At 39.0% G+C, this 11722-nt stretch carries 17 protein-coding genes; 1 reads left to right on the top strand and 16 read right to left on the bottom strand.

All coding sequences use genetic code 11. The features are described 5' to 3' along the window. The first annotated feature begins 330 nt into the window (after positions 1-330). Positions 331-510, top strand: a complete 180-nt coding sequence (locus tag AB5I83_RS06490) for a hypothetical protein (protein ID WP_448973762.1) — start codon at positions 331-333, stop codon at positions 508-510. A 118-nt stretch (positions 511-628) separates the two neighbouring features. On the opposite strand, the gene AB5I83_RS06495 is transcribed toward AB5I83_RS06490, so the two are convergent. From AB5I83_RS06495 to AB5I83_RS06570, 16 genes are all read right to left on the bottom strand, one after another. Continuing rightward, positions 629-868: a hypothetical protein gene (locus AB5I83_RS06495; RefSeq protein ID WP_167830621.1), complete on the bottom strand. Its 240-nt coding sequence runs from the start codon at positions 866-868 to the stop codon at positions 629-631. 75 nt (positions 869-943) lie between these two features. Continuing rightward, a complete protein-coding gene (locus tag AB5I83_RS06500) occupies positions 944-1819 on the bottom strand; it encodes a proline iminopeptidase-family hydrolase (RefSeq protein WP_448973765.1) in 876 nt (291 codons plus the stop codon). Positions 1820-1906: 87 nt separating this feature from the next. Further along, positions 1907-2737: a VanW family protein gene (locus tag AB5I83_RS06505; protein WP_448973767.1), complete on the bottom strand. Its 831-nt coding sequence runs from the start codon at positions 2735-2737 to the stop codon at positions 1907-1909. 128 nt (positions 2738-2865) lie between these two features. Next, positions 2866-3786 (bottom strand): DMT family transporter, encoded by a 921-nt coding sequence (locus AB5I83_RS06510; protein WP_448973769.1) that lies wholly within the window; start codon positions 3784-3786, stop codon positions 2866-2868. Between the two features lie 57 nt (positions 3787-3843). Continuing rightward, positions 3844-4719, bottom strand: a complete 876-nt coding sequence (locus tag AB5I83_RS06515) for a phosphotransferase family protein (RefSeq protein WP_448973771.1) — start codon at positions 4717-4719, stop codon at positions 3844-3846. Between the two features lie 10 nt (positions 4720-4729). Next, positions 4730-5293, bottom strand: coding sequence for a GNAT family N-acetyltransferase (locus AB5I83_RS06520; protein ID WP_448973773.1), 564 nt, complete (start codon positions 5291-5293; stop codon positions 4730-4732). 37 nt (positions 5294-5330) lie between these two features. Continuing rightward, positions 5331-5846, bottom strand: a complete 516-nt coding sequence (locus tag AB5I83_RS06525) for a hypothetical protein (RefSeq protein WP_448973775.1) — start codon at positions 5844-5846, stop codon at positions 5331-5333. 57 nt (positions 5847-5903) lie between these two features. Beyond that, on the bottom strand, positions 5904-6359 hold the full coding sequence (locus tag AB5I83_RS06530; RefSeq protein ID WP_448973777.1) for a hypothetical protein: 456 nt from the start codon (positions 6357-6359) through the stop codon (positions 5904-5906). A gap of 59 nt (positions 6360-6418) precedes the next feature. After that, on the bottom strand, positions 6419-7282 hold the full coding sequence (locus tag AB5I83_RS06535) for a phosphotransferase family protein (protein ID WP_448973779.1): 864 nt from the start codon (positions 7280-7282) through the stop codon (positions 6419-6421). A gap of 132 nt (positions 7283-7414) precedes the next feature. After that, the gene (locus AB5I83_RS06540) at positions 7415-7804 is read right to left on the bottom strand and encodes a hypothetical protein (protein WP_448973781.1); all 390 of its coding nucleotides are present in this window, start codon (positions 7802-7804) and stop codon (positions 7415-7417) included. A gap of 83 nt (positions 7805-7887) precedes the next feature. Next, positions 7888-8097 carry a hypothetical protein gene (locus tag AB5I83_RS06545; protein ID WP_448973783.1) on the bottom strand — a complete coding sequence of 70 codons (210 nt, stop codon included), beginning with the start codon at positions 8095-8097 and terminating at the stop codon, positions 7888-7890. Positions 8098-8163: 66 nt separating this feature from the next. Further along, on the bottom strand, positions 8164-8295 hold the full coding sequence (locus AB5I83_RS06550) for a hypothetical protein (protein ID WP_264192506.1): 132 nt from the start codon (positions 8293-8295) through the stop codon (positions 8164-8166). A 187-nt stretch (positions 8296-8482) separates the two neighbouring features. Beyond that, on the bottom strand, positions 8483-8674 hold the full coding sequence (locus AB5I83_RS06555; RefSeq protein WP_226641609.1) for a DUF4177 domain-containing protein: 192 nt from the start codon (positions 8672-8674) through the stop codon (positions 8483-8485). A gap of 67 nt (positions 8675-8741) precedes the next feature. Further along, entirely contained in the window at positions 8742-9293 is a 552-nt protein-coding gene (locus AB5I83_RS06560; RefSeq protein WP_448973786.1) for a GNAT family N-acetyltransferase, read from the bottom strand. A gap of 156 nt (positions 9294-9449) precedes the next feature. Then, positions 9450-10583, bottom strand: a complete 1134-nt coding sequence (locus AB5I83_RS06565) for a M14 family zinc carboxypeptidase (protein ID WP_448973788.1) — start codon at positions 10581-10583, stop codon at positions 9450-9452. 488 nt (positions 10584-11071) lie between these two features. Next, complete coding sequence (locus tag AB5I83_RS06570; RefSeq protein WP_448973790.1) at positions 11072-11587, bottom strand: GNAT family N-acetyltransferase; 516 nt, start codon at positions 11585-11587, stop codon at positions 11072-11074. Between the last annotated feature and the right edge of the window lie 135 nt (positions 11588-11722).

The following is an 11722-nucleotide window of genomic DNA, read 5'->3' on the forward strand; positions in this document are numbered from 1 at the left end:
TGGTCCCCCGATAGTAGTCTAGTATTGATTTTATCATAAAAATAGACTCTTTTAAGGGTAATCCGTAAATTGGCAGACAACTTTTGAGTGACCGAAGATTTTATTGGCGAAAATTTCATTTTATTGGCGATTTTTTATTTATATTGGCGATAAAATTTTTTTATTGGCGATTTTCACAAATTTATTGGCGAACTGGAAAAAACCTCTGATTTTTACCAGTTAAATTAAAAACAGGAACAATTTTCATCATAAATCGCCAAATCGGACATAAAGCCCAACCTCCGTACGAAAAATATACAATAATGAGTCTTTTTCCGGGAGGAATAAAATATGCGAAAAGTTATTTGCATTAATAACGAAGGTTTAGAGGTGGCATTCAATGTCGGTGATGAATATGATGTTGATCGTGAGTTTGAAACAACCTATATCGTTACGAACAGACTTGGCAAAAAGCACACCGTATTTAAAACTCATTTTAAACCTGTTGAGGATATTGAAACAGCGATTTAGGTACTATTGGCAAGTGTATTAACAGCAGTCTCATCCATATTACAGGCAAACTCGAAAACTTAACCTTCACATATATCAAAAGCAAAAAACCTCTCGACAATTCGAGAGGTTTTTTGTTTTATGCATATTGAATTCCAGCAGCCTTGACCTTATTGATATCACCGGAACTGCAAGGTGTGACGCCGTACGTCATACCGCAGCTTGGGCAGTTTGTGATGACCGTTTCCATCGTGAACATTTCTCCGCATTCGCAAGCGATCTGGTGCGCGACACGCGGCTTTATCTTTTCCTTGCCTTTGCTTTTTACATGGTCAACAATCGCTTTGCCATCTTCTAATCTAGAACATCCACAGCTCATGAAAAAAACCCCTTTATAGCTTAATTTAACACTATTAACATAGCATAAAGGGTTCAAGAGGGAGTATAGCAAAAGTCACACTTGGCGATCGACCTTTTCAAGAAAATCACCAATCACTTGCAAATACTCTTCCGGCTCTTCCATATATGGCATATGGGCACTTTTTTCAAATACATGGAACTCAGATCCTGGAGTTAACTGGGCGTAATACTCAGTAGATTCCGGAGTTGCCTCATCAAAACGCCCGCAAGTATAGAGGGTCGGACACTCGATATCTCCTAATTGCGGTGTGCAATCAAATGTCTTAAGGTTCCCCTTCACCGTAAATTCGGACGGCCCCCACATCGTTTCATACACAATAGGATTCTTCATGCCGGCTCCAGCCTTAAGCCACTCCAAATCTGGCTCACCGCGAAACACGAATTGCTTGTTAAATTCCTGAATGGCAGACTTGAACTCTTCAGAATCAGTCTCGCCGCTTTCCTCGCAGCGCAAGATGGTTTCCTGTACCTCAGCCGGCAGCTTGGCGATATTCCGTTTTTGATCCTCTTCCCACATCGGTGCACTTAAGCATGAACTTGAAAAAATGACACTTTTCACTCCAATTGGTTTTGTCAGAACATAAGCAGCCGCCAAAGTCGTACCCCAAGAATGTCCAAGAATATGTACTTCGTCAAGCTTCAACGCCTCTCGCACCTGGCCAAGTTCTTCAACGAACCGGTCAATCTTCCATAAGGATAGATCATCAGGACGATCCGACTTTCCGCAGCCAAGCTGGTCATACATCACCACAGGCCGATCCTTACCCAGCGCTTTCAATCCTTTTAAAGAATAAGTCGAAGACCCAGGTCCTCCATGTAAAATAATCACAGGTGTCCCACTCGCATCCTTATTGTAAATCTCATACCAGACTCTACCGCCGGTAACTTTCACAAAACCTTCTTCGTACATATGTAAATTCCTCCTACATTATTAATTTTGCTGATCCTTTAAGGAGCCATGCCATACACTTACCGATTTACTAGATTCTATGTATCATCAAATACTTTTACTCGTGACCGTTTCTTGTTCCAGCAAAGGCTCATACATCATTATTGCGTGATTTTCTGTCACAAATTCATCATCTATTTGTATTTTATCAGAGTTATATACTTTACGATGAATTCGATTATGTCTGACATACCCTCCCCAATACTCCATCGTGATGGCATGCTCCCGTTCATAGACCTCATATGATTGGGTGGCAGGGGTTTCCGATCTCCATTCACCAACTAAATGAGTGTCATTCAAATAAACAATCAATTGATAACTGGTATTCGTTTCATTTTTAATTTGTAAGTCAAGATAATTATAAGCACATGTAGCTCCACTGCCAAAGGGTTGACTTCTTTTGGAATCCGGAAATACATCATAGCTATGACGATACCTTTCCGTGATAGTTAATGGAGTGTGCAATGTCATCCAATAGATCAAGTTGGATAACTGACATAGTCCCCCTCCCACACCAATTGTGACTTTGCCATAATGAAGGACCATTCCATCCACATACCCTTTACTTTTCGTTGTATTGCCAAGTAATCGCCAATATGAGAAGGTTTCCCCAGGCCTGATAATGATTTTATTTAGCTTTTGAGTAGCGATTTTGAGATTCTTCACCTTGTTATGCTGCAACCACATATCAACATTCTTCAATTCACGATGGAGTAAGGTTTGATGAGCAAATACCTGATGTTTTAGGAGTTGCTCTTCCTTTTTCATGGAAAATTTCTTGTTCCCAAAAACCCAATCAAAGTATCTCTTAGAACGGTAATATTTTTTTCCGAAATAGATTCTTATAGGGCTTCTTTTTATAGGCTTTAATGATTCCATATGGCCTCCTTTTTCTTCTCGGCACTTTTCCAATACCTATTAAATTCGCCTCAGCAGATTAATCTCCTTTTTCCTTCTAAAAAAAGAGAGTGCCTCATTCAATTGAGACACTCTCTCCTAGTGAATTTCTAAGCTTCCTCAGCTAATTGGACTGTTTTCTTCTTTGAAAAAGAAGTAATGAACACACCGACAAAGACTAGACATCCACCAATGATCTGCGGTACAGAGATGACTTCACCAAGAAAAAAGAAGGCAAACATCGCCCCAAACACTGGAATGAGGTTCAACGAAATCGACGCCTTCGATGGCCCGATCATCGCAACACCGCGATTCCATAGTATGAAAGAACAAATCGATGGGAAGATCCCGATGTAAAATAGTGCAGTCCATTCCGGAAGACCGACACTTCCTACCGAGACGATCGACAGCTCGATTGCCACTGCCGGAACCATCAAAAGAAACCCGATCGCCAGAGTAAAACCGAAAATGGCCAGCGAGGGAAGCTTTCCTGAGATTTTTTTAATATAAATGGAATACAACGCCCATGAGATCACGGCCAATACCATAATTAAATCCCCAATATTAAACTGCAAGGCCAGCATTCTTTCAACCGAACCATGTGTGATGACAACAAGCACCCCAAGCATTGAAATCACCAGCGAAATCCAATACTTCAGCTCCATTTTTTCACCAATCAAAAGCGCTGACAGCAGGAAAATAAACAATGGACTTGTGCTGTTCAACAAGGTCGCGTTGATGGCCGTCGTATAATTGACAGCCCAGTAGATGAGCAGATTGAAGCCAATCACACCCGTCACCGCCAGGAATAGAAGCAGCTTGAAGTGTTCCCGAAGGGCAGCTCTTTCATGCCTTAACAGCCTGATAATGACCGGAGACATAATCAGCACCCCTATCCCTAGGCGAGTGAATGAAATGGTCACCGGCGGAAGGGAACTAGCTAGGAACTTCCCGGCCACCGCATTTCCGCCCCAAAACAAAGCAGCAACCACCAGCAAGAAATACGGTGCATTTCCAAGCCTCTGAATCATTTCTTGCCTCCTCCCTTCGTACATTCAGTATTAATAGCATATTTTTTAGAATTAAAATTATCTATAAATATGGATTCCATTCTCAAAAGCTTGTTGATCGTCATTTTCAATTCCATGAAGAGCTTCTTGTAATGCGAAAGTACTTTTATAAAAATGGACACGCTTAGCTATTTGCCTGCCGTTCGGGTAAAAATCGATACACCTATTAAAAAAATCTTCACCATAACTAGAGAGTATTCCCGCAAAATCATACGCAGGGTCTCCAATACCAGAACCGCCAAAATCGATGATCCCGGAAATTTCATTTTCCCCTTGGTTCCACAAGATGTTGGATGCACCGAAGTCCCCGTGGATAAGTGTGAGATTAAAATTAGCGAGCTGATTTCCATTTAGGAAATTCTCGAACGAGTCAGTTACTTCCGCTTGGGATTCCTTCCTCATAAAAGGAAATAATTTATCTTTAATCCTTTCATATAGATCACTCATTTCCTCACGCGGATGACGAGCATCCAATTGTAACTCTCTGCTTGCTGTTTCCCCAGAAATAGAATGGATTTCTATTAGAATAGAAGCCAGTTGTGACGCCAGCCCTCTAATGTGCTCATCACTCTTAATTGCTAGCAAACTTTCCTTCCAGAAAGGTTGGCCTTCTATAAGGTGATAGCCAGAGAAAACTTTCCCTGGTTCGAACACGTCAAAGGACTTATAAACTGGGGCCGGGATTGGCAGAGATACTCTATCCTCTAAGTATCTCAAAATCTCCGTTTCTCTTCTTAATTGTTCAATCCCTTGTTCATATTTAGGAAATCTGAACACCAAAGAATCGTTCAAAACAATCACGTCATTATTCTGGCCAATTTCATTGATATAAAATTGACTAATGATTAGCTCTGGATAGACTCTTTGTATGTTTTCAATGAATTTATGGTTCATAATATTCTTCCTATCTATTTGAGTTGGTTTCAAAATCTTGCTTTAGCAAAGAGTACATGAACAAATTATCGAATTTCTCACCTGTAAATTCGTAATTTCTCAATAGACCTTCTTTAATAAAGCCGTTTCTTTCAACTAGTTTCTGTGAAGGAATATTAGGTGGTTCAATTAATGCTTGTATCCGTTGAAGGTTCAGTTGTTCAAATCCGTACTTTATGACAGCAGCAATCGCCTCACTGGCAATACCTTGTCCCCAAAAGTCTTCACTCAACTCATAACCAATATCGGAACGGTGATGTTGTTGGACTAAGTTTAAGAACCCACAGCTGCCAATCACTCTTCCTTTCTCTTTTATGGTAATTCCCCATCTTATTCCAGACTTCTCATCAAAGATCGAATGATACCAATCAATTTCTTGCAATGCCTCTTCCATTGACTTAAAAGGCTTTAATCCGTAGTACTTCATTACATCATCATCGGATAGATACTTCAAAATATCTACTGCATCATCTTTTATAATTTGTCTCAGAACCAATCTTTCGGTTTCTATAATTGGGAATTTTCCTACTATCATTTTTTCCCCTCCTAACTCCTTCTACAAATCTGCTTGTTTAAGAGGATGGTAGCTTATTGAACCAATTTTGTATCTTGCTCACAAGTACAGGTTCTGAATCAGCAGTAATTTTCCTCGGCTTGAATCCTCCTACCTCTACCACTTCGATATGGTTTTCCCCTTCAATCTGGACGACGCAATAATCTTCAAATGGAGAGGCTGAGATTTTAATTTTTTGCCCTGGGTACAATTTTTGAATAGTATCAACATCTAGTGGTGACGGTTGCCATTCTTTTGGGACTCGTGGCTGTTCAACCTCGACTTTGTCGTTTGACATAGATTGATCACTAGAACTGCTCTGAGAAAGTTGATGATATATTTTTTGAAGCAAGGCAATGACTTCAGCGAAACCTATGAATAACATCCCTGTGACAAAGCTGGAAAACAAGGCAGATAAAGTCATTCCCCCAGTAGATTCTCCCGGACCTTCAATCGATGCAAGCAAAAAGCCGCCTATCATTACTGCGAAACCTATGATGCGAAGCACTTTGGCAACTGAATTTTGTTTCTCCACTCCCACTCCTCCGTTTCTGCTTATAGGAATAAACTTGTATTCCCACATCCTAACAATCTAATTTCTTTTTATTCTATTTAAAATAATTTTTACAAAAGTAATTCCAGCTGCCAGTATGCCAAATGTGTAAATATTAATAAAAAGCGTGTTAGTATACTGATTTAACCAGGGAAAACGGTATATTCTTGACTCAGGTTCCTTAGATGATCCACCTAATTCGTTTATTAGATTTACAGCAAATTGATACTCTAAAATACAAAACATGATAAAGAGGACAAATGCTCCGATAATGATCATCGTCGATATATTGGATTTTATCCTGAGTCGCCCGAACCCTTGCCATAAACTTTTCGCAAAAAAAATAAAAATAAGCAGTGTTGGCGCCACTATTAATAAACCTGGATTTCCATTGCCTGATATCACATGAGGTGTAATTGTAAATAGGTCCACTAAGTAAATAAAGACAAGACTTAGTACCAACCACCATACCAACGGCTTTGACCAAAACTTCATACGCTTCCCCCTATATTGACTGATCTGCATTCATTGCTCGAGCTCGTTCCATCAAAACATTACAGTAAAAATCCTTTTAACCGCACTAAATTTTCTTCCAGGAACAAAGCGTTTTTCTCCATTCCGCGGCGCTTGCACCAGCCAATACTATTGAACGCATCGGTGAATTGATAAAATGGCAGGACTATGTTTAAATCAATTAATGGCCTGATGGATTTATATCCATCTTTAAACGAACTATATAAGGTAGCGTCAAAGCGTAAGAAATCACGATACAGTTTTGTAAAATCAATTTCTGTAGAACCAAATCGTACACTCTCAAAATCAATCATTCCGGCCACATTATGATCGGCTACTATGATATTCGCTGGTCGAAAATCCATATGTACAAAACTTGGTCCATCTGGATCCGGCAGCTGATGCTTCATTTTCTCGAATTTTTCAATCGCTTGTTTGTATAATTGAGGATCTAAGACATCCTTTACATCCTCAGCGAAACTGTAAAACTGCTTTTCCACAAAATCAGACCAGTCCGCATATTCATTCTGGATCCCCATTAACTCCTTATCCTCAGGGTGTTGAATGTTATGCATCTCAGCCTGTAGGACTCCCACTTGAAACGCTATGTTTGGGGAAACCTTAGTTGTTAAAGGGGTTCCTTTTAATTCAGATAATAAAAAAGCACCAGGGCACTCCTCATCACCTGGCCAATAATCCAAAAGTTCAGGAATGGACACCCTCCCTTTTAAAACCACATAAGCTTCTAACTCCCGCTGGAACTTCAGTTTTGTAAAGGGGATTTTCAAGAAAACATTTTCGCCTTTTGATAAAGTACATCTATAGACTGTTGAACTATGAGAATCTTCAACCTCGTTGATCGATTGTATTTTCAATCCAAATTCCTGAATGACTCGATTTAACATAAAACTTCTCCTATTCTAACTAGCATTCCTAGTATGTCACTCTTCTTAGATTCTGTTATTTTCCAATAAAATCCTTCTAGATTCTAAAAAAGCGATATACTCTTCAGCAACGAACTGACTACAAGGACAATCTTATGGTGTTAATGCAAGAAAATATTCCCTAATGTCTTCTGGCAATTCTTCAACTGAGAGAACTTTTAACCTTTCCGTACCAGGTGTCGTCATGATCAAATAGGTTTTTTCATCATATTCAAACAGAGTAAATTGGCTTATTCTTTCTGCAGAAGTATCCAATCTATTAATGAATTCAAAGTCTTCTTCTTTAAAATAGCCCTCATACCCGTCCAACACCACCTCTTGTGCTTCTTCAAAATCTTTCGCAAACGAAAGAGCTTGATATAACTCAAGTGAATGTTTAGGTATAAAGAAGAGGTTGTAATAAATTGCCAGACCAAATAGTAAAAGTAATAATATTAATGCCCTCCACTGCTCTTTCAATGGTTTTTTCTGATATATCCCCATAAAATGAACTCCCTACTGTTTGTTTCATATAGGAATTCAACAAAAAAGTGCGTAAATCCTTCCTGGACCCACGCACCCTCGTCTCAAGCAGCATTCATTTTTTTCAGTTCTAGGGCCCCACCGACCAATCCTATAAAACCGCCAACTGCTAATAAAGCCGGAACAAAGGACGAGTTTAGGTTCCCAACAAATAATGTAAAAACTCCCCAAATAGATAAAATGAAACAGCTTATTAAAGAGATGATCACCCTTATCTTTTTGCTGGGTAAAGTTACTTTTGACTCTTTAGTCATGAACAAAACACACCCTTTTAATAACTCCATGTATTACACGTTATGTTTAAGTTAATCTGTAAATTTCTATTTCTTTATCACCCAAAATGCCACTGCAGCTAATCCCAGTAATATTACAGCAATATGCAAATACCAATAATCAATAAATAATTCCCATTGGAGTTGTTGAATTTCTTTCACTCTTTCAAAGTAACCCATTTGCACACACCCCTTTGTAATAGGCCTTTTCTAATTATTACGGTTGAGCATCACTTTGGTTCCATAAAAGAGTGCATACAGTAATTGTTTCTGGTTATCGCATGTTTCAACTTTCAAAAACGGCATACTTCAATTACGTATGCCATTTCTTGTATTAATTTATCGTGAGTCTCTCAAACAGTTAGTTTCAAGTCTCATCCTGAACCGGTCTTTCAAAGATAATCTCGTATGAAGTAGGTTTTCCGTGGCCATTGTACGCTAAAGGCAAAACTTGGACCAATCTCCAGCCCTCAGCTGCATACTCACTGATGGTTTCCCTGTGTGTTGCCGAAGAGAAAAATCCTCCGAGTGAAGTTTCTACAAATTGATATTCGTACATTCATAACACCTCCAAGTCAATTATGGTTATCTATGTTTCAGGGATGAAAACAGTTCCGATATTTTTTCTAAATTCCCACTTTGCTATAAAATTCATTCTTAAGAATGCTCATTCTTAATCGATCTATAAATTCACCGTTTCTTAATCTGTCTTGTCTCAGAATTCCTTCTTCTATGTAACCCATTTTCTTGTAAGATTTAATGGCTTTCTCATTATCAATTTCAACTCTAAGCCATATTTTATTTAACTCTAATTCAGTAAATCCCCATAATAGCATTTGATTCATCGCGGATAAGCCATACCCTTTACCCCAGTAACTTTTATCGCCTATCGCAATACCCAATTCTGCATGCTTGTTTAACTTATCAATATTCTTTAGATCAATCCAGCCGATATGCGTACCATCTTCGGTCATGATTGCTTTTTGTTCATAGCCGTTTGTTTTGGCAATACACATCTTTATCCAGTTTTGAGTCTCTTCCCTGCTGAAGGGAGGATATTTTTCTGGCATATTTAGATGTTTCGTTACTTCTTTGTCAAGACACCATTTATATCGATCCTCTGAATCCTTTACAGTTAACTTCCTTAAAACCACCTTTGGCAACAACGTTGTTTCCATTCAACTACCTCCTAAACAACTTCCTATTAAAAATATTATGTCATTCTATTATAATTGTTTTTTTACTTAAAATACCGAATCATCTATCAATTTGCTCCATCCCAAAAAATATTCCACAAAAAGAGAGTGTCTAGGAACGACACTCTCAAAAAAGAATTAATATCCGCTATTTGCTCCTGCAGGCACGACCCCATTATAATCTGTAAAGTAGCCAGCCAGAGGATAATACGGAATGTTATACCAGTCATCTGGGTTCACTTTCTCGACTTCACCGGTCACATATCCGTGTACCAATGATTTCAATGCCAGGTAATTTTGCTTTGTCAGGTAGCCATTTGACTTTTGGCCCAGGCTGCCATCAGAAGAATTTCCTTTCGTTTCAAAAAATACTGCTGGATGGCTATGGCCTTCTGGGTTCAGGTTATTATAATTCAGCCCCATCATCATTGCTGAAACAACACCGCCCCTAATATCGATATCATAGCCAATGCCAGCTTCTCTATCTACTCCGACCTGATAACGGTCAATATGGGTGTACCCGTAGTCTTTTAACTCATCATATACAAAGGCCATCATTTGCTTTGTGATCTCATTATAGCCGGTATTAGGCAACGTTGGACCATCTGGAGCAAGTGAGATTCCAAGCGAGAAAGATGTAGATTCGTTCGTGCCATAAACTTGTTTGAAGCCCTGATGGTGAAGGTCGATGGCAAAATCAGGATTCACGTCCGCCCAGTAGGCATAAACCACTCGCGATTCCACTGCTTCAAAACCTGCTGACGTCCAATCACGGTTTAGATCAATTAATTTACCGCTATCCGTAAGTTTGGTTTGGCGAAGGTTCATTTCTGCTCCATCCGGATTGTACATTGGGATGAAATAAAGTGTAGACTCTTCCAGAACCTGCTCAACATCTTTCTCTCCGCTTTTTGCATAAGTCTTTAAGAGCTGGAGTGCTGCTTCGGTAACCAGTTTCTCATTACCGTGGATTTGGGCTTGAATCCAAATTTTTTGAGATCCTGTCCCTACTTTTGCGACATAGATGCTTCGGCCTTGTTCCGATTTTCCATACTGGTCAAGTGTAAATACATCAACCTTTCCTTTGCTGGTTCTCTCGATGTCTTCTAGGATCTTGACAACTTCCTGGTAAGATAGGGTGCTGGAAATGTTCGTATTGCCGTTCGTGGATTGCCCCCCAGGCTGTAGAGCGGCATATGTTGCCGAGCTGAATGCAAGCATGAGGATCATTATAGCCGATGTCATTCTTATTAATCTCTTAAACGATTTCATTTATGTACCCCTTTCCTAATAGTCGTCGCCCCTTTACTATCTCCCCTCCTTTTCACACCTTTCGGGACGCTAAATAAATGATAGTTTAAGTTAGCACTGTTTTAATAGTGAAAAAAGAATGAATATTTAGACAATATAAGACAAGAAACTATTTGGTCTTTTTACCTATTAACTATGAAAGGATCAGTGTAACTCGGGTTTGACCACTTACTCCGCCTACATCATACATAACGGCAAAAATGATTGATGGCCACAGAAAGGAAGATAAAGGATATTCTGCGGATAAACCGCTTGAGAAGGATTTGTCGTCACATTAAAGAGGATATTGGGTGCATAAACCGACCAGGTTGAATTACAACGGCATATAAAAATTAAATGCGAGAAAAAATCCGATCATCTGCCGGCTTTATCCACCCTGGCAAATAGTCGGATTTTTTTAGCATAGATTATTTACATGAGTTAAGAAAGTTAATCATCCACTGGTCATCTTACAAAGACTTAGTCATAATCAAGTCTGTTTGCTCTTCATCACCCATATAAAAAGAGTGCTCTCCAGTCTGTACAAACCCAATCTTTTTATAAAAAGCGATCGCATTTTCATTCTTTTCCCATACACCCAGCCAGATTTTCTTTTTACCACTGTCAGTAGCAATTCCCATTGCTGCATTAATTAGATACTTGCCAAGCCCCAGCTTTTGAAAGTTATTTTTTACATAAATCCTTTCAATTTCAAGGGCGTCATTGCCCATCTCTTCAGACTGGGCATCACTGGTATTAAGCTTCAAGTATCCAGCCACTTCATCATCGTAATATACGAAAAAAAAGTGAGTTGAAGGGTTGGAAAGCTCGCTTTGCAGTTGTTCTATATTGAACGCTTTCTCCAAATAGGCACTCATATTTTCTGAAGAATTCTGTTCTTTAAAGGTTTCATTAAAGGTATCGATACTAATTTCTTGAAGGGTTTGCAAATTCTCGAGAGTACAACTTTTCAATTCAACCGCCATTTACAATTTCTCTCCTTTACACAAGTTCCTCACTTGTAAAATTTTACCATCTGTTAAGTTGAATATCTCTCCTAATGCTGTATAGCTTCGTAAATTAATTGATAAGTATATTTCTTCAATATCGTCACATTTAAA

The organism is Mesobacillus sp. LC4, assembly GCF_053543455.1.

Coding starts and splice junctions, on each gene's coding strand:
- AB5I83_RS06550 (WP_264192506.1), bottom strand. CDS start 8,295: ATGGGTTACTTTGAAAGAGTGAAAGAAATTCAACAACTCCAATGGGAA.
- AB5I83_RS06555 (WP_226641609.1), bottom strand. CDS start 8,674: ATGTACGAATATCAATTTGTAGAAACTTCACTCGGAGGATTTTTCTCT.
- AB5I83_RS06495 (WP_167830621.1), bottom strand. CDS start 868: ATGAGCTGTGGATGTTCTAGATTAGAAGATGGCAAAGCGATTGTTGAC.
- AB5I83_RS06520 (WP_448973773.1), bottom strand. CDS start 5,293: ATGATAGTAGGAAAATTCCCAATTATAGAAACCGAAAGATTGGTTCTG.
- AB5I83_RS06500 (WP_448973765.1), bottom strand. CDS start 1,819: ATGTACGAAGAAGGTTTTGTGAAAGTTACCGGCGGTAGAGTCTGGTAT.
- AB5I83_RS06505 (WP_448973767.1), bottom strand. CDS start 2,737: ATGGAATCATTAAAGCCTATAAAAAGAAGCCCTATAAGAATCTATTTC.
- AB5I83_RS06510 (WP_448973769.1), bottom strand. CDS start 3,786: ATGATTCAGAGGCTTGGAAATGCACCGTATTTCTTGCTGGTGGTTGCT.
- AB5I83_RS06535 (WP_448973779.1), bottom strand. CDS start 7,282: ATGTTAAATCGAGTCATTCAGGAATTTGGATTGAAAATACAATCGATC.
- AB5I83_RS06530 (WP_448973777.1), bottom strand. CDS start 6,359: ATGAAGTTTTGGTCAAAGCCGTTGGTATGGTGGTTGGTACTAAGTCTT.
- AB5I83_RS06560 (WP_448973786.1), bottom strand. CDS start 9,293: ATGGAAACAACGTTGTTGCCAAAGGTGGTTTTAAGGAAGTTAACTGTA.
- AB5I83_RS06490 (WP_448973762.1), top strand. CDS start 331: ATGCGAAAAGTTATTTGCATTAATAACGAAGGTTTAGAGGTGGCATTC.
- AB5I83_RS06515 (WP_448973771.1), bottom strand. CDS start 4,719: ATGAACCATAAATTCATTGAAAACATACAAAGAGTCTATCCAGAGCTA.
- AB5I83_RS06565 (WP_448973788.1), bottom strand. CDS start 10,583: ATGAAATCGTTTAAGAGATTAATAAGAATGACATCGGCTATAATGATC.
- AB5I83_RS06545 (WP_448973783.1), bottom strand. CDS start 8,097: ATGACTAAAGAGTCAAAAGTAACTTTACCCAGCAAAAAGATAAGGGTG.
- AB5I83_RS06540 (WP_448973781.1), bottom strand. CDS start 7,804: ATGGGGATATATCAGAAAAAACCATTGAAAGAGCAGTGGAGGGCATTA.
- AB5I83_RS06570 (WP_448973790.1), bottom strand. CDS start 11,587: ATGGCGGTTGAATTGAAAAGTTGTACTCTCGAGAATTTGCAAACCCTT.